Raw genomic sequence first — 16661 nt, forward strand, 5'->3', positions numbered from 1 at the left:
TCACAGCACCTTCCTCACCGTATCCGGACTGTAGGTCTCGAAAATCTGGTCGAAGTTTGCAGCCACGCTGTCATTTGCCATACCGCTGTCCCGGAAAACAGCATAATACGGCTTCCTCTTCGCAATGGCCTTGACAGTTTCATCCCTTATATCCCTGTCAAAGCAGGCCAGCAGAAAACCGTCCGCCACATCGAACACCTTCTTCCCTGAGATTTCTTTCCTCTCAATCGGGCTCGAAAGAAAAATTCCCAGATCCAGCATGACCTGGAACAGCAAATCCTCCGGACTTCGGTCAGGCTTAACGTTATCCACCAAAGAGAACAGAGTTTCTTGCCTCAGCTCTTCCGGAGCATAATACACATCGTCCATATTGCTTTCGTCCAGACGCAGGCAGCGAAAGCCGATATCCAGATCAGCCGGAACCGCCAGCCCGGCCTCCTCCTTAATCTTCTTCCCGGCGCGGCGGATGCGCTCCTTTCCGATCTCGCAGATGTTCCTGTAACCGGCCTTGTAGGCTATTCCCGCCTCTTCCGTTGCTTCAAGGGCTTGAACAACAATGAATCTGCATCTTTTTTCCCTTTCCACATTGTATCGCATCAAAGCATGGGCAGTCGTCCCGGACCCCGAGAAGAAATCCAAAACGATTGAATCTTTCGAAAGATTTGCCAGAGTAAGAAGCCGCATTAGTAATCTGACAGGCTTCGGTCCATCAAATACACCTGCTTCCATTAAAGCGGTTACTTCCTTTGCACCCTCCTGGCTATGTCCGACATCTTTATAAAACAGTAGAGATGTTGGAGCCATCCCGTCAAATTTAAGTTCCGTTAAAAATCTTTTCATGCATGGGACGCTGTTTCCATCTGCACCAAAATAAATTCTATTATCCTGGAGTCTCTCCAAAAACGCTTTTTTGGAGAGACTCCAGCAGCGCCCTGCTGGAGGCTCTATTATCCGCCCCGAAGGGGCGGTAATAAGATAATCGCATGCAGCATTATATGTTTTTACAGACAAATCGCTTGGTTTCCATACGCCGCGAGGATCGTTGTCAGGGTTTTGATAGCGAGCATTAGCTTCCGCTGTCCTGGGTAATCTACCAATAATAAAATTATTTATATTTCTTGCAAACATCAATACATAATCATGACTATTCGAAATAAATCTTGCATCATTTTTAGGGGCATAAGCCCGTTCCCAAATAAGTTGTGCGATGAAATTTTTTGCACCAAAAATCTCATCGCAGCATTTTTTCAGATTTTCTTGTTCATTGTCGTCGATACTGATGAAAACAACCCCGTCATCCGACAACAGATCCTTCGCCAGCCTCAAGCGCGGATAGATCATATTGAGCCAGTCCGTATGAAAGCGTCCATTGTTTTCAGTATTCGTCACCATGCGGTTTCCCACTTCATCATACTGCCCGCTGCCCTTCATATAATCAGCAGTATTCCGCGAAAAGTCATCCTCATAGACAAAATCATTTCCAGTATTATACGGCGGATCGATATAGATCATCTTGACCTTTCCAAGATAGGTCTCCTGCAAAAGCTTCAGCACCTTCAGATTGTCTCCCTCAATATAAAGGTTCTCACTGTCAAAACCACCGTGTGTGCCATCCTTTCCGACACTGTCCTCCGGAATGGGCCGGAGAGTAGCTGTAATTGGCGCATTCGTCGCAAGCACCGCCTCCTTCTTATCCGGCCAGGTAAACTGGTAGCGTTCCTCCCGGCCTTCTACGATGGAATCCGAAAGTTCCTGCCGCAGCACATCAAAATCGATGGCATGTTCTACCCTGCCGTCCCGCATCACTTCCGTAACAGCATTAGGGAACAATCTGCCGATTTGTTCTATATTTCGCTCCACACCATCAAGGCTGTGCATTTTCAGCTTGTCCATTATCTACTTCCTTCTTCTTATCCAAACCGGTTTTCTAGAGTTTTTGCATGAGCTATGTCATATGCTTTCTCAAAGTCATCAAAGAAATTTATTAGCTTGCCGACATTTCTGTAATCGTTGTAATAGTAATCTAGAATGTGTGATTTATCTATGAATTTCCAGATTCCGCTGTTTTCAGGGTCTGGCTGATATTGTTTGAAAACAGTCTTCAGATTATCGTTGTTAAATTCTGGCGGCAAAGCAGAAAACATGTCACGAATCTTTGTCGCCGTATAAAGAGCAGTTTCTTCGCTGTCATCAAGCGTTCTCCAGAATACAGAATGATCAGTCTCGTTATTCACAAGTTGATATATAACTCGATAAAGGTACGATTCAGGAGCAAAATGTTCTGGCAAAAAACAGATATTAATAGGATGCTTCCGGTCATTCCGTCCAGTTGAATCATATTCTTTTCCCAGATACTCCCTAATATGCGGTTTTTCTGACCCTTTATAACGTGCATCGCCGTCCAGCAAAAAAACAACTCGCTGAAAATATGTTCGATCCTGAGTAGACAGCGTCAATAACGTTTCGCATCCCAAATGCATTACAATCTCTTGAAGGTCAGGAAGAATTCCACTAAAGCGTTCTAAGCGTTCTAACTCAGCCTGAAGCTTATCCGAATCGGTTACTTCATCAAGGGCTCTTAAACCATTCCCGCTTTTGAGTGCTTTGCACTGATACCGCAAAGAAGCAACCAACATATGGAATACATGTTGCCCCACTTCGTCCTCAAAATACATCTTTGTTTTTGGGATATCAAATGTAGTTTTCCCAAGCAAATCCGCCTTAAGTATTCCATATTTATTATGCTTTGTGACCATCGGGGAAGACGGATTTTTCAGATATACAACGGTATAGTCGTCAGGATTTCGGATTTGCTTTTTCAGCAACTCTTTGAGTATAGTCAAAGAGTGAGTACTGAAAACAAACTGAATATTTAACTCATCTGCCAACTTTTCTAGTAATGTCAGCAAGTGAATTTGAGTGTCTGGATGAAGAGATACTTCCACCTCATCAATACATAAAATAGCTCCCGCATAATCCTCCTGCTTAGAAAGCAGATAGATATCGACCAAAGCACTGATAATATTCCCTATATTATCTTGTCCCACGGACTGCGAAAGAGTTGGTGTGCGCTCCATATCCATGTGTAAGGAAGAGCGTGAACTTGTTTTTTTCTCGACTATGCTCAAAGAAGCATCTCTCTTTATTGAGCCGGGAATAACTGAATTGTACCATTCCCGGAATTTTGCATCAGCCTCGTTCTGATAAAGCTTACTGTTCTTTTTAAGCTCTTTAATGGTGACAGTTTCTCTTCTTTCTCCAAGAGGATATAGCCGCGAAATGCTCAGATAAATTGTAGGGATGGGTACTCTTGCCGCACCACCAACACCAAAAATATCCTTTGCCCTCTTCTCTGCGTCTTTGGAACCAACCCCAGGCATATCTCTGTTAGAGGTTCGAGGAATAATTCGGATACCTCTATTCGTTGCAGTATCGTCCTTAAATGATAGTCTTTTTAAGACAGTTTCATCTCTACCGTCCTCTTTATACGTAAGGAACAATTTGTATTCTGTGAAATTCTCCGTTGATTCGACATTGAAGAAATCATAGAACTCTGGTTGAAAATTGCTTCCAAGCTCACCCTTCTTATTTAAGCCTGACCCGGAGGCAATCAAAGATACTATATTAGATTTTCCCACGCCGTTTTGACCACTAATTACAGTAATCTTTCGTCCAATATCAAACTGAACATCGTGAAAGTTTCGGAAAAAATCAATCTCCATTTTCGCCAACTTAAGCGTCATAATCACACCTCACATTCATCCACATCAAAAAGCACGGTTTTAACCATGTTTTTCCTTAGTTCTTGTTCCGTTGGAATCATTTCCGCATTTTGAAAAATCATAATTTCATTGACGGTCCTCTTTGTTGCAGCAGAATAGTTCCAATTCATATACCGGTATATATGTTCATTGTACAGGTCGAGAATTTCCAGGCAATTATCATATGTAATAATCCAGTCCATGTCCTGCAGCTGCTCGATTTCCGTCCTTATTCTAACATGATCGCTATGAGTAAAGAAGTTCATATATAGCTCCTTTCCTTTTTCATAGTAAGGCGGATCAAAATAAATCAAAGCATTTCCTGCATACTTTGGTACGTAATGTGAAAGGAAGCTACTAATGTCCTTGTTATATATATGAATCTGGCCTTTGCGCGAAGCCACATCACGGATCCTAAACGCCAATGCCTCTCTGTTGAATCTAACATCTAACGTCCATTTGCCGGTTTGTTCTTTACCACCTATCACTCCACCCTTAATTATTCCAGATCGATTTGTCCTGTTCAAATAAAACGTAGCAAATCCAAGTTTATAGCTATATCGCCGATTATTCGTTAGGTATACTTGGCGTTGCTTCTCCCATTCCACAATGGTTAGAGGCACATTCATTATATCGTCTATAAACCGATCTGTTTCTTCTAATATTGCTCTCCAAAAGGAATATATCCCTTTATCTAAATCATTGATAACAATCTCCGAGACTATTTCATTTAGCAAACAATCAATGGCAATTCCGGCTCCACCCGCAAAGGGTTCTATATATATACCGTTTATATGTCCGGTTTTTTTTATCAATAGTTTCACGAAAGGCGCTAACCTCCCTTTACCTCCCGGATATCTCAGCGGGGAATAGTACATTTTTTTCACCTCTTCTCTTTGGCACATTTCTTTGAGCCTGAAGTAAATGTAATTGCTGTACTAGCTCAAACTTCTTCTTCGGCTGCTTTTCATTTCGGATTTTTGCCTCCTGCGCGGCGATCTGCTTTTCCAGCTGCTCTCTCTGTTTCTGTCGTTCTATGCTCTCCTTTAGTGTGACATTTCCACTGCTTTCAAGAGAGCTTCCTGCAATCTGCCGGATGAAATTCTCGTATACCGCATCCAGCGTCAGCCCCCTCAAATACAGCGGTAATTCCGCCTCGTCCATCCACTCCGTATGATAGTAGCGTTCCACTTTAAACGCCATTTTTCCGGAAGCTGCGGCCTCCTTAAATCCCATGACCGCCTGATGTTTTCCCTCTCTTTCCAGGAGAAACAGAATATGATACGGTATCTCCCGGTCAATCAAGCCAAGGACATTCTCTTCGAGATCAGACGAGGCAAGCTTTAGCTCGAACAGCTCAATCTCTGTCACCTTCTCGCCGGACGCAAGATTCAGCGTGGCCGCAGACAACTTATTTCTCCAGTAAATCATCTTTATCTGCTCTGTAAACGCCTTTCTAATGGCAGGTGTGAGCGATAAATTTTCATAAAACTTCTGCTTCGGAATCCGTTTGTTAAACTCCGTTGACTTTGGCAAGCCCAGCAAGATCCGCACCTCCCTGAGAAAAACCTATTTGACGACCAGAAAACAAATCAATTCAAAATCGTCCAGTCCGGATACCGGACTCATCAGCGCCGACGTCCCTCCTTCAGAGAACAGACTGTCGATGTCGCTTTCTTCCTTGACATCAATGATGGAATCGATCGCTTCGCTCAAAAGTTCCGATGTCCCCGCCATGTTTCTTCCATCATCCGTTTCCCGGTTGAAGCGTTCATACAGCTTCGGTATAGGCTTTGTTTTTCCTCGGCACAGGAGGCGAACGTCATCCAGCAGCTTTTTGGGATTCAGGTAGTCGCAGATAATCTCCCCGTCCGTACTGATATAGACCATATAGAAAGGGTGAATCCGATTGCGGTCATCCACATTTACGCTGTTATTGACGTTTTTCAGAACGAAGATTACGCCTTTTGGCAACTCGTCTGTGGCGGGCACAACGGCGTGCAACCCGCGCGGTTTTTTGTCCATGTCACCATTGCTTTTCATGTAATCCAAAAGATCCAGGCGAAATTCATTCAGCCCCAGGTCCATGATGGAAATACCGTCAGACATGTCTTCAATATCGACGACTTCCTCCTGTAAACGCTTAAGCTGTGCCTTGCGGTATTCAAGGTCCCCCCGCTCCTCCGGATTGATCAGATCGTCGTCCCCGGTGGATGTCATGACGCTGATCCGCATACGAGTCTCCACGCGGGACTTCAGATTGATATAATCATCCAGCGTCAGATCCGGCCAGAAATTTACAAGCTGTATCACCCGGTTCCGACTCCCGATGCGGTCGATACGTCCAAAACGCTGAATGATGCGCACAGGATTCCAGTGAATATCGTAGTTGACGAGATAGTCGCAGTCCTGGAGATTCTGACCTTCCGAGATACAATCCGTCGCAATCAGAATGTCAATCTCCGCATTGCTGTCCGGCATCAGCACATCACGGCCTTTGGAAAGCGGCGAAAAGCACGTGAGCACATTGTTAAGACTTGCCTGAAGGCCTTTTATCGTCGTACGCCCATCGATCGAGCCGGTGATAACCGCGCTGTCTAATCCATGCTTCGCCTTCACGTATTTGCTGACATTATCATACAGGTACTCTGCGGTGTCCGAAAAGGCGGAGAAAATCAATACCTTCCTGTTTCCGGGATTGATGGGATGACAGATCTTCTCATCGAGCAATTGGAACAGTTTTTGCAGCTTTACATCGTGCTCCGGTGTGATATCAGCAAGCTTCAGTGTCAAAAGCTCCAGCACATCGGCATCCTTTTGCAGCTCCGCACGCCAGCTCTTCCAGTCCATGTCGGCGAGGTCAATTTTTACTTTTCTGCCTACGGTGAAGAATTCTGCATTCTCGTCATCCAAGTCCCAGTCGCCGCCATTCGCTTCATCTATGGCGATGTCCGTAAAGCCGTCTTTCTCAAAGCGATTGATTGCGTCAATTCTCCCTCTTATTAGCTCCATAATGCGTGTCAGAGTCAGCTGAAAAGAGTTGACCGAGCTTTCCAGACGCTTGAGTAAATTGATGCTCATCAGCCTCTGGATCCCTCGCTCACGCCCGATCTGTGTGAGATTTTCTCCCTTATTGTGAGTGAGGTCTTTGTACTTTTGAAGCTTACTTGGAAAGATATAATTCGACGGCGTATAGACGCACAGGGAGAGCTGCATCAGCTGCTCATAAATCTCATTATAGTTAATGGCATCATCCAGATCCGTCAAACTGGGATAGACCGAGATCGGCTTCAGGCGCTCCGGGAATTTTCCAATCTCGTTGGTGTCATAGTATTTTTCGATGTGCTTCCGCGAGCGGGCAATGGTCACACTGTCCAAAAGCTCAAAGAAATCAAAATCAAGCATGTGAAGCAATGCGTCTGTTGTGCGCCGTCCCGGATCGAGCTCACTCCACGCATTAAAGGCTTTCTGAGCCTGCTTAAAAATATCTTCCAGGCTTTTTGTAGTATTGAGACGTTCATCCAGGCTTTCTGAATTTCCCTCATAGGCAATAGCAAGCTGGTTCTTCAAATCCACAAAGCGATTGTTGACCGGCGTAGCAGAGAGCATCAGGACTTTCGTCTTGACACCGGAGCGAATCACTTTGTCCATCAGCTTTTGATAGCGGTTCTCATGAGTATTGCTGTGTGTGCCGATACCATTTCGAAAGTTATGGGATTCATCAATGACGATCAGGTCGTAGTTTCCCCAGTTAAGACGGTTTAAATCCAGGCCATTAGATGTCCCGCCGTTACGGGAAAGATCTGTATGGAACAGTACATCATAATTCAAACGGTCGGCGGCAATGGGGTTGTTGACATAGTTGTCCTTATAGGTGTTCCAGTTTTCCGCCAGCTTCTTGGGACAGAGCACCAGTACCGATTTGTTGCGGTTCTCATAGTATTTCACAACAGCCAACGCCGTAAAGGTTTTGCCCAGTCCCACACTGTCCGCAAGGATACATCCATTGTATTTTTCAAGCTTGTTGATGATAGCCAGGACAGCATCCCGCTGAAAGTCGTAGAGCATGCTCCAGATTTTACTCTGCTTAAAGCCGGTTGCCTCATTGGGAAGCTCATCCTCTGAAAGATCATCCAGGAATTCACTGAACACATGGTACAGCATCATGAAGTAGATGAACTCCGGAGAATTTTCAATATAGGCGGTGCTGATATTCTCGATGACGTTCTCTGTGACATCCTGCATCTTCTCCTGCTCATCCCAGAGATTTTCAAATAGCTGCATATACTGTTGTGCCAGCGAGCCTCCCATACGATTGACAAAGTTATAGCTGTTGTTTCCGCGCTCACAGCCGATGTCGACCGTAGTGAAGCCGCCGATCGGCGTATATGCCATCTGTTTCTCACCGGTATCTACCGTCATAAAGCTCGCCATGTTTTCACCGCTGACATTTGACTTGAATTTCGCCTTTTTGCGGATCCATTCTGCACATTCTTTGGCGATGGCGCGCTGAGTCATTTCATTTCGGAGCTTAATCTCAAATTCCGTCCCATACAGGCTGCTTTCTCTGGAAAGACGCGGAATATAAAACTCGCGTTTCTGCTTTTCAGTCCTTTCTTTCACAAAGGTTGGGGACGTGAAAATGAAGCGAAACGCCTCTATACCTTCCATTTGTTTCTTCAACTCTTCATAGGCATACATAGAAAAGTAGGCCGCCGCGACCGAAACCCTGCTCCCACGTTTCATCTCCGCCCGCAGGTCATCACGGACAGTCTCTGTGATATTATCCAGTATTTTTGAATCATCCATTCGCCCACCGCCCGCTCATCATCTCTCTATTATTATCTTTATATCTCTGTGCAGTTTCTTCTATCCGCGTAATGCCAAGTTTAAACTTCTCCCTTAATATATGCTCAAAGCCCTGGAAATTCAAGCTGATCTAAGGTGATGCAGGCGAAGCTTCCGTTCCCGTCTTTAGGATTTAGCACTATAAAAGTGAGGTGATATACTAACGTTGTAATGCCAGTGACTTAATGAGTATAATAAGCTTAGTAAAGGAACAAATCATTATGTCACGAGAAGATTCATAAAGATCGCGGTGTGGAGAGGGACAATCATTAGTCTATTGATGGATGATAATCCATTGGAGAAGATCATCCTGCGAAATTTCTCCGGTGGCAATCCTCAAAAATGCATCGGACAGTTCATCCTGCGTGTAGTCGAGTTCAATCTTATTGAGCGCAAGAAACACCAGCATCGCATGCGCCCCAATCCGTTTATTGCCATCAATGAAGGCGTGATTTTTGACTAAACCATATCCAAGACGAGCGGCCTTTTGCTGAATAGATGGGAAAACCTCTGTGTCAGCAAATGACTGGAACGGCGCGGCCAGCGCAGAGTCCAGCAGACCCTCATCCCGGATACCTTCTGTCCCGCCTGTCTCTTGGATCAGTTGGGAATGGAGCACAATGATCTGCTCCCTGGAAAGAACAATCATTTGGCAAGTATCTCATAGGCTTTCCGGTTCTTGGCGATCAGTCGCCTGGACACTGTGAGAACATCTTCCGTGTCGGCGTTCTGCCCCTGCTCGACAGCACTGAACTCAATCAGCAGGTAACGAGGAGAATTGTTCTTCAGAATAACAACAGCGCCCTTCTCATCAACCATGCGTGCGACGCGGGAAAAGTTCTGGTTTGCTTCCGTGATGGAAACAAGGTTTTCAGTATTGACATTCATTGATACGACCTCCCTTAGTATTTGATGATTTTTATTGTAACGGATAAATAGGTTAAATTCAACCTATAAGGCGATGTAAACGAAGCTTCCGTTGAGAAAGGGCTGCATCTACACAGAGTAAAAAGAAATTGTTTTTTTGCCGGAAACGAAGTATGCTGAAAACACGCTTTGTTTCAGGAATTTTTCGCTTAAAGAGCAGTCTCACGCGCTGAGCTTCGGATGCAGAGAATGATAAGATTTTTGCAGAGAATAATGAGATTTCACGGAAAGAAATCGAAAGAACAGGGATAAGAAATGACACCACTCAAGATTATGAAGACCGTATCTGCCGCCAGCTTTATCGCTCTGGCAAGTGCATTGCTGCTGTATCATTTGACGATGAGCGATATCTTCAGGATACTGGCCATCGTCTTTGGCACTATCTTTTACCACTTCTTCGTGCGGCTCGTTCTTGGGATCTTCATCGATAAGGCCAAGCAAAACCGCGCGAATATCATGCGAAGCTGGTATCGGATTCGCCCGTGGGAACGAAAGTTTTACCGGTGCATCGGCGTCAGGAAATGGAAGGACAAGATGCCCACTTCCTTCCCGGAATACTTCAATCTGCGAAAGCACAGCCTGGAGGAGCTCGCCCAGGTGACGTGCCAGGCGGAAATCATCCACGAGAGCAATGTGCTGATCAGTGTGAGCGCGCTCCTCGGTGCGATACCGTTTGGCATGCTCTGGTTCTTTGTCTTAAGTTCGCTTGCCTCCGGCTGCTTTGACATGATTTTTGTTGTGATGCAGCGCTATAACCGGAGCCGGCTGATATCGCTCCTTGAGAGACAGCGCGCCCTCCCTATTCCGCCGAAAAAAATCGATTGACTCTGCCCGTGTTTTCCTTCGTCCATGCTCCACTCCAGGAAAGTCTTCCCTTATCCAGAAAAAGCAGATAATTGCAGCACTCCCGCAGGAGCTCGGGATCATGGGTAATGAGAAACACGGTTTTTCCCTCCCTGCCCAGGCGCTTCAGGAGTTCTGAGACCTCCAGCATGTGCAGATAGTCCAGCCCGCTCGTCGGCTCGTCGAAAAGCAGCAGATCCCTGTCAGCCGCGATCGCGCTGCCGATCGCCACCCTCTGCTTCTGTCCGCCGGACAGGGACATAGGATGCAGCTCCTGAAACTCCGTGAGGTTCAGATCGCGAAGAATTTCCCCTGCCCTCTGCTTCGCAGCTTCCCCCTCTTCTTTCATGCTGAGAAGGATTTCCTCCAGCACACTCTCCGTAAAGAGCTGATGATTCACATCCTGCATCACCATATAACTGCATTTCCGCCGCTTCTTTGCAGAGAATTCCTTTCCCTTATAATGAAGGCTTCCCCTCACTCCTTTTTCGAGTCCGCAGATCACATTTGCGAGAGTCGACTTCCCCGCGCCGTTATATCCTAAGACTCCGACGATCGCACCATAGGGAATCTGCATTTCCGGAATGTCCAGAAACTCGTTTTTCCCATAGGAAAAGGAGAGTCCGGTAAAGCGAAGGACATCTTCCTCGCACAGCTTATCCTCTTTCACCTCGAAGTGAATTGGCTTCTGGGAGCGAAGTCCCTTCTGATGCAGTTCTCTCTCATCCATATTCCGGAATTCTTCTACAGACAGGTCCCGGATGATTCTTCCCTTCTCCATGTAAATCACCCGATCGATGAGATCCATGAGATAATACAGGCGATGTTCGGCAATGATAACGGTCTTCCCCTGCGTTTTCCACTGCCGGATCACCTCCTTCAGATCGGCGATCGTACGAAGATCCAGATTGGAGGAGGGCTCATCCAGGATAAAGATTTCCGGCTGCATCGCTGCGACAGAAGCGCAGGCGATCCTCTGCTTCTCTCCGCCGGACAGCGCGAAGAGATTCCGATCCAGCAGCGATTCCATGTGCAGATCCCTCGCGACCCGCCCGATCCGCCGATACATCTCTTCTCGCTCTACCCCGGTATTTTCACAGCCGAAGGCGATTTCACTGCTGGAATCCACGCTGAAAAACTGAGAGCGCGGATTTTGAAAAACAGAACCGATTTTCTGTGAAAGCTCATATAGGCTGAGACCGGAAGAGTCTGTACCGTCAATCAAGAGCTTCCCCCGCAGATCCCCGGGATAGTATGCCGGCGCCAGCCCGTTTATCAGCCGTGTGATCGTCGTCTTTCCACAGCCGGAGGCACCGCAGAGCATGAGAACTTGTCCCGATGGAATCTCCAGATTGATATCATAGACCCCGGCGCTTCGCTCTATGCTATTGTATTCAAAGGAGACATTCTTTAATGCAATCATATCTCTACACTCTTTCCAGCAGCGTCCATAGAATCAAAACACCTGACAGAACCGCGATTCCCGCATCATAAATCCCGAAATGAAGCTCCAAAAGACAAGTCCTTTTCTTGGATCCCCCAAGTCCTCTTGAGAGGGCCGCCGCAGAAAGTTCATCTCCGATCTTCGCCACGGACATCATCAGCGGGATTACTCTGTATTCCAGAATCATCGTCGGGTTTTTCCAGAACTTTGCCGTTCCGAAACGAATTCCCCGCATCCGCATGGCGTTTCCGATCGAATGGTTTTCCTCTCTCAGGGTCGGGACAAAGCGGAAGACGACGGAAACCGGAATGATGAATGATTCCGGGATATGCCAAAGCTCCATTGCGGATATAAATTCATTCGGCTTTGTCGACTTGATGATGTAATAGCCGAACATAAATACCGGAAAGAAGCGAAAGATCAGTTCGCTGAGCAGTCCCAGAAGCATGGCAGGCAGATACGGAAATTCCATCCTTCTGTCAAACTCTTTTGCCAGTACTGCCGCGATGAACAGCCCGCCATAGATCCATGCCGGGCGATACTGATGATCGGACAGAAGCAATAGAATCGGAATGAGAACAAGGATGGAGTTCAGCGGAAGATTCTCATGAAGCAGGAAGAGCAGAGTGGCGAGCACGAACAGAAAGAGAAGCTTCGTGCGCGGATCAAGATACAGCCCCCTGTGCTTTGGCGGCCGATACAGCAGATTCTCTTCCATTTACGCAATCCCCGCTCTTTCAAAGTGCTTTTTCAGCATTTTTCTGCCAAGCAGCGCGCCAAGGCTCGAGGAGACGAGAATGATGCCGATTCCCGCAATCCCCATCCAGGACGGCATATACTTTTGAAGCCCCGCCACGTATTCGTCTCCCATAGCATCCCGAACCTGCTCCATATAAGTCGCCGTCAAAAGCCACATAGGCGCAGCGCAGCCGATCATTCCGCAGGAAAAGATCCAATATCCTATTATGTCAAACTGAAAGCTCTTGTATTTCCCCAATCGGAACAGCAGATCTGCCAGCAATCCTGCCGCAATATATGTCAGCGCAGGGATCCAGGTATAGCCCATCAGATACCAGAATACGGCAAGAATGACTCCCATGATCGAAACCATCCCGAACTTCTCCACCTTGGTCAGGAAGAGCATAAACGGAATCCCGGTTAAGATGGGGGACAAGAGGTATTCCAGCGGGTACAGAAACGGTATCGCGTTCAGCATTCCAACCGCGAAGAATACAACGAGGTACATCGCGGTATAGATCCCGACATGAATCAGATCCTTCGCATTTAAGTTTTTGCTTTGCATTCCAGCTGCCTCCTTGAGTTGATATTGTTTGCCTGTGTCCATGCCATGGCTTATGCTCATGCCATAGCTTACGCCCATACCATAGTGCCATTCACAAAGGCACACAAAAGATAACATTGATTGCACACTTTGTTATCAATGTCTCAAAAAATATGCCGCCCCAAGCGGCAGGATCAAATTCGAAGGATTTTCCTCCAGCCCGCGGAAAAAAATTCCGACAGACTTCGTGCCGAATCCAATGCCTCTTCCCGGCTAAAGTCATGTAAAACCGTTTCGAAAAGACAGGCATAGTATGCGTGCAGAATCATGTGCAGCTCCTGCCCGGCAATGCGATGATATGGAACGGACTTCTGATCCAGCAGATCAAACATACGATAAGTGCTTCTGAGCTCGCGCTCAACCAGCCAGTCGATATAATCGCTGTACTTCGTTCCGCCGGAACAGCAGAGAATCAGCTTGAATTCCTCGAAATGCGCATAGATATAGTGAATGAAGGCCGTAATGGTTTCGGAAGATACCCTCCAGACCTCCTCTGTATTTCCTGCGCCGATAAAATCAAAGCATTCCTCCTCTGCCCTGTCGAATTTCGCAAGGAGACCGTTCGCCGCTTCTTCTACCAGCGCAGTAAAAAGGGAGGCTTTATCCTCAAAATGCCGGTAAAAAGCGCCCGTAGTGACACCGGCAGCCCTGCAAAGATCCCGAAGATTCGTCCGTTCATAGCCATTTTTTAAAAACAGCTTCTTTCCGCTTTCCAGTATCCTCTTATCTGTGATTTCATAGCTTCCACTTGCCATTCGTCTGCCTTCCGCCTTATGATTACTTTGTTATCATTTTAGTATCCAAAAAGTTAGCTGTCAATAACCAATTTTCTTACATCTCCGCGGACACACAGCATCCGCAGTCCGGCCCCGAGCTGCTTATGTTGCTGATGCAACATAAGCTTTCCGAAAGCTGTGCTATAGTTCTATCGTCCGAAGTCCTGCGCCGGAAAACGCGGGGGAGCGGACAATATCCGTATCATTACCGATTTCAGGAGGGGGGAGCCCGCATTTCGGAGCTCTTCCGGGATAGAAATGGAGGAATCACTATGGCTAAAGTTTCCAAGGACATGCTGGTGGGGGAGCTCGTCAATACGCACCCCGAACTGATCGATACCCTTTTGGATGTGGGGATGCACTGTCTCGGCTGCCCGAGCTCTCAGATGGAGTCTCTCGAGGACGCCTGCCTCGTGCACGGCCTCAATCCGAATGAGGTTCTTTCTGCTCTGAACACTAAGCTCGCGGAGCTGGAGGCATAAAATGAGCGCTTTTCTGGGACCGATTCACTACTGGCTTTACCGAAAGATCCAGCTTCAGGAGGAGCTGATCGAAGAGCTCGCGGAGCTTTCGGAGAAGAAGCATTGGGAGGAGATCTCGAAAGATGGACTCAGGGAACGCACGGTGCGAAGGGAGCTCCGTCCCCTGAATGAGCTCGTCGATATCACAAATATTCACGGCTGGCTTCAGGAACGGATCCGGGATGTGGAGGGACGCTATGCTCTCCTTGTCACGGCGCTGCTCAAAGCGGATCCCTCCCGGATCACGGCTTTGGAGGAGGATGCCTTTCGCTTCGGAAAGGCCCATCGGCTCCCGGAGTCCTCGGACTTATCCGACGCCTACCGCGCCCTGGAGGACAGTCTCTTAAACGGCATGCCCTGTGACAGAGTCAATGTCCTGACAGAGCAAAGCGATGCATGCTGTTCCTGGGAGCAGACGGAGGATATCCACGCGGAATACTGGAATGCGGTCGGGGGAGAGCCGGAAAATTACTACCGCCTCCGCGAAAAGCTCATGGAGGGGATGCTGGACGGCTCCGGCATCCGCGTCCGGAGCGAGGATCAGGTCCACTACAGCCTCACAAGAAGCGCATAAGGAGAGAGCATGTCCCACTACAGTATTGAACTCATGGTCAAGGAGCACAGCGAGATCGAGAGGATGCTCTTTGTCATCCGAAGGATCTGCCTGAAGCTCATGGACGGCGGGGAGGTCCCCGTCTCGGATCTCCGGGAGATCATCGGCTTTGTCCGAAATTATGCGGATAAACACCACCACGGCAAGGAGGAGAAATTTCTCTTTCCTCTCATGGTGGAGAAGATGGGGAGGATCGCCGATAATCTCGTGACCCACGGCATGCTGGTCGAACACGACCTCGGAAGGGGGGATATCCTCTGTCTGGAGAATGCCCTCCGGGAATACGAGGAAAAGCAAAGTCCGGAGCTGAAGCTGGATATCCTCTCCTATGCTATGGCCTATGCGCATCTCCTGCAGCTCCACGTCGAGAAGGAAAACAGCGTCGTCTATCCCTTTGCGGAGCGCCAGCTCTCGGAGGAGGATCTTTGCGCAGTCGATGAGAAGAGCCGCACCTTTGAGGAGGAGCAGGAAAAGCTCGGCGTGCAGGAGCGCTTCCTCTCCCTTCTTGACCGCATGGAGGAGCGCTACGGCCGCCTGCAAAAGGCCTGATCCCTATCTCTTCAGCACAAAGGTATTCCGGTCGAAGTCGATGACACCCTCCTTTCGCAGGGCAGAGAGTTCTCTCGTCATCGCGCTTCGATTGGTGCAGAGGAACTGCGCCATATCCGTGCGGCTCAGTTCCAGCGTGATATACTTTGATTTTTGCTTCTGCGCCTGCAGGGAGAGATAGGTCAGGATCTTCTCCCGGAGACTTGCCTGCGAGGTGACCTCGATCTTTTCCATGAGCTGTGTATTCTTTCTTCCGATCAGATCAAAGAGGTTTTCGATCAGTCGGTAGTGAAAGCTGCATTGATTCTTGCACACATGGATCGCCCTCTCATAGGCGAGAAAGAGTACCTCCGCATTGCTCCCCGCAAGGAAGCTCACATATTCCTCCTCACTTCCCGCCCGCACGCCGGTGGATTCCCCGAAGATGTCCCCCATGGACATATAGGTAAGCAGGGTCTCATTTCCCCAGACATCGGTCTTCAGCATATGGATATTTCCTCTCAGGACGACACCGACATAATGCGTCTCCCCCTGCCCGAGCCGGATCTGTTCCCCCTTTCGGTAGGAGCGGACATAGCTTCTCATACAATAGAGGAGAGCATCCATATTTTCCGGCTCGATTCCCTCAAAAAGGGGAATGTCCCGATAGGGGATTCCCCTGTGCTCCTTCTTTTCTTCCATAACGCCAACTCTCCTTTCCGGCGGAGTGCGCCCCATGCGCTTCCCTCCGCAAAAGCTCTCTGCATAAAGCGATCCCCGGAATTCCTCCCTGTCCGGGGAAGTCGATAGCCTCCATGCCTTAATTCCTAAATTCCTCGATGTCTCATTGTCTCGATGTCTCAATATCTCAGTATCTCAATATCTCTAGCAAGATTTTTTCAAAAAGTTTAACATGATTCTGTTGCTTCTGCAACGCATCCGCCGCTTTGGATCTTATATGATGGATAAGTCCCGTCAGGAGCCAAATGCGGAGCGGGGCGGCAGGCAGGAATGCGAATGCCCCTTTACTGCCGTAAGCTTTTGTTCCCGCGAATGGG

Annotated in this window: 16 protein-coding genes; 4 read left to right on the plus strand and 12 right to left on the minus strand. The window is 47.8% G+C overall.

Annotated features, from left to right (window positions below; all coding sequences use genetic code 11):
• The 7 genes from HMPREF1986_RS05080 to HMPREF1986_RS05110 form a co-directional block, all read right to left on the minus strand.
• Window positions 1-1893 carry a site-specific DNA-methyltransferase gene (locus tag HMPREF1986_RS05080; RefSeq protein WP_021773704.1) on the minus strand — a complete coding sequence of 631 codons (1893 nt, stop codon included), beginning with the start codon at window positions 1891-1893 and terminating at the stop codon, window positions 1-3.
• A gap of 17 nt (window positions 1894-1910) precedes the next feature.
• The gene (locus tag HMPREF1986_RS05085; RefSeq protein WP_036599387.1) at window positions 1911-3743 is read right to left on the minus strand and encodes an ATP-binding protein; all 1833 of its coding nucleotides are present in this window, start codon (window positions 3741-3743) and stop codon (window positions 1911-1913) included.
• 2 nt (window positions 3744-3745) lie between these two features.
• The gene (locus HMPREF1986_RS05090; protein WP_036599388.1) at window positions 3746-4639 is read right to left on the minus strand and encodes a DNA adenine methylase; all 894 of its coding nucleotides are present in this window, start codon (window positions 4637-4639) and stop codon (window positions 3746-3748) included.
• Window positions 4605-5306, minus strand: coding sequence for a DUF4391 domain-containing protein (locus tag HMPREF1986_RS05095; protein WP_081688441.1), 702 nt, complete (start codon window positions 5304-5306; stop codon window positions 4605-4607). Before HMPREF1986_RS05095 ends, HMPREF1986_RS05090 begins: the two co-directional genes overlap by 35 nt.
• 24 nt (window positions 5307-5330) lie before the next feature.
• Window positions 5331-8570, minus strand: coding sequence for a helicase-related protein (locus HMPREF1986_RS05100; protein ID WP_021773708.1), 3240 nt, complete (start codon window positions 8568-8570; stop codon window positions 5331-5333).
• A 313-nt stretch (window positions 8571-8883) separates the two neighbouring features.
• On the minus strand, window positions 8884-9258 hold the full coding sequence (locus HMPREF1986_RS05105; RefSeq protein ID WP_021773710.1) for a type II toxin-antitoxin system death-on-curing family toxin: 375 nt from the start codon (window positions 9256-9258) through the stop codon (window positions 8884-8886).
• Window positions 9255-9497, minus strand: coding sequence for a type II toxin-antitoxin system Phd/YefM family antitoxin (locus HMPREF1986_RS05110; protein ID WP_021773711.1), 243 nt, complete (start codon window positions 9495-9497; stop codon window positions 9255-9257). The genes HMPREF1986_RS05105 and HMPREF1986_RS05110 overlap by 4 nt, the downstream gene beginning before the upstream one ends.
• 294 nt (window positions 9498-9791) lie before the next feature.
• Between HMPREF1986_RS05110 and HMPREF1986_RS05115 the strand changes: the two genes are divergently transcribed.
• Window positions 9792-10361: a hypothetical protein gene (locus tag HMPREF1986_RS05115; protein WP_021773713.1), complete on the plus strand. Its 570-nt coding sequence runs from the start codon at window positions 9792-9794 to the stop codon at window positions 10359-10361.
• On the opposite strand, the gene HMPREF1986_RS05120 is transcribed toward HMPREF1986_RS05115, so the two are convergent.
• The 4 genes from HMPREF1986_RS05120 to HMPREF1986_RS05135 form a co-directional block, all read right to left on the minus strand.
• Entirely contained in the window at window positions 10336-11802 is a 1467-nt protein-coding gene (locus HMPREF1986_RS05120) for an ABC transporter ATP-binding protein (protein WP_021773714.1), read from the minus strand. The two genes, HMPREF1986_RS05115 and HMPREF1986_RS05120, sit on opposite strands and share 26 nt — an antisense overlap.
• A gap of 4 nt (window positions 11803-11806) precedes the next feature.
• On the minus strand, window positions 11807-12541 hold the full coding sequence (locus HMPREF1986_RS05125) for an energy-coupling factor transporter transmembrane component T family protein (RefSeq protein WP_021773715.1): 735 nt from the start codon (window positions 12539-12541) through the stop codon (window positions 11807-11809).
• On the minus strand, window positions 12542-13126 hold the full coding sequence (locus HMPREF1986_RS05130) for an MptD family putative ECF transporter S component (RefSeq protein WP_036599390.1): 585 nt from the start codon (window positions 13124-13126) through the stop codon (window positions 12542-12544).
• A 173-nt stretch (window positions 13127-13299) separates the two neighbouring features.
• Entirely contained in the window at window positions 13300-13920 is a 621-nt protein-coding gene (locus HMPREF1986_RS05135; RefSeq protein ID WP_021773717.1) for a TetR/AcrR family transcriptional regulator, read from the minus strand.
• Window positions 13921-14213: 293 nt separating this feature from the next.
• Between HMPREF1986_RS05135 and HMPREF1986_RS05140 the strand changes: the two genes are divergently transcribed.
• The 3 genes from HMPREF1986_RS05140 to HMPREF1986_RS05150 are packed head-to-tail and all read left to right on the plus strand — an operon-like array spanning window position 14214 to window position 15624.
• Window positions 14214-14423, plus strand: coding sequence for a DUF1858 domain-containing protein (locus tag HMPREF1986_RS05140; RefSeq protein WP_036599391.1), 210 nt, complete (start codon window positions 14214-14216; stop codon window positions 14421-14423).
• 1 nt (window position 14424) lies between these two features.
• Window positions 14425-15036, plus strand: coding sequence for a hypothetical protein (locus HMPREF1986_RS05145; RefSeq protein WP_021773719.1), 612 nt, complete (start codon window positions 14425-14427; stop codon window positions 15034-15036).
• A 9-nt stretch (window positions 15037-15045) separates the two neighbouring features.
• Complete coding sequence (locus HMPREF1986_RS05150; RefSeq protein WP_021773720.1) at window positions 15046-15624, plus strand: hemerythrin domain-containing protein; 579 nt, start codon at window positions 15046-15048, stop codon at window positions 15622-15624.
• Window positions 15625-15627: 3 nt separating this feature from the next.
• On the opposite strand, the gene HMPREF1986_RS05155 is transcribed toward HMPREF1986_RS05150, so the two are convergent.
• The gene (locus HMPREF1986_RS05155; RefSeq protein WP_021773721.1) at window positions 15628-16305 is read right to left on the minus strand and encodes a Crp/Fnr family transcriptional regulator; all 678 of its coding nucleotides are present in this window, start codon (window positions 16303-16305) and stop codon (window positions 15628-15630) included.
• Window positions 16306-16661 lie beyond the last annotated feature (356 nt).

The sequence above is a fragment of the Oribacterium sp. oral taxon 078 str. F0263 genome (assembly GCF_000469565.1).
Lineage (GTDB): Bacteria > Bacillota > Clostridia > Lachnospirales > Lachnospiraceae > Oribacterium.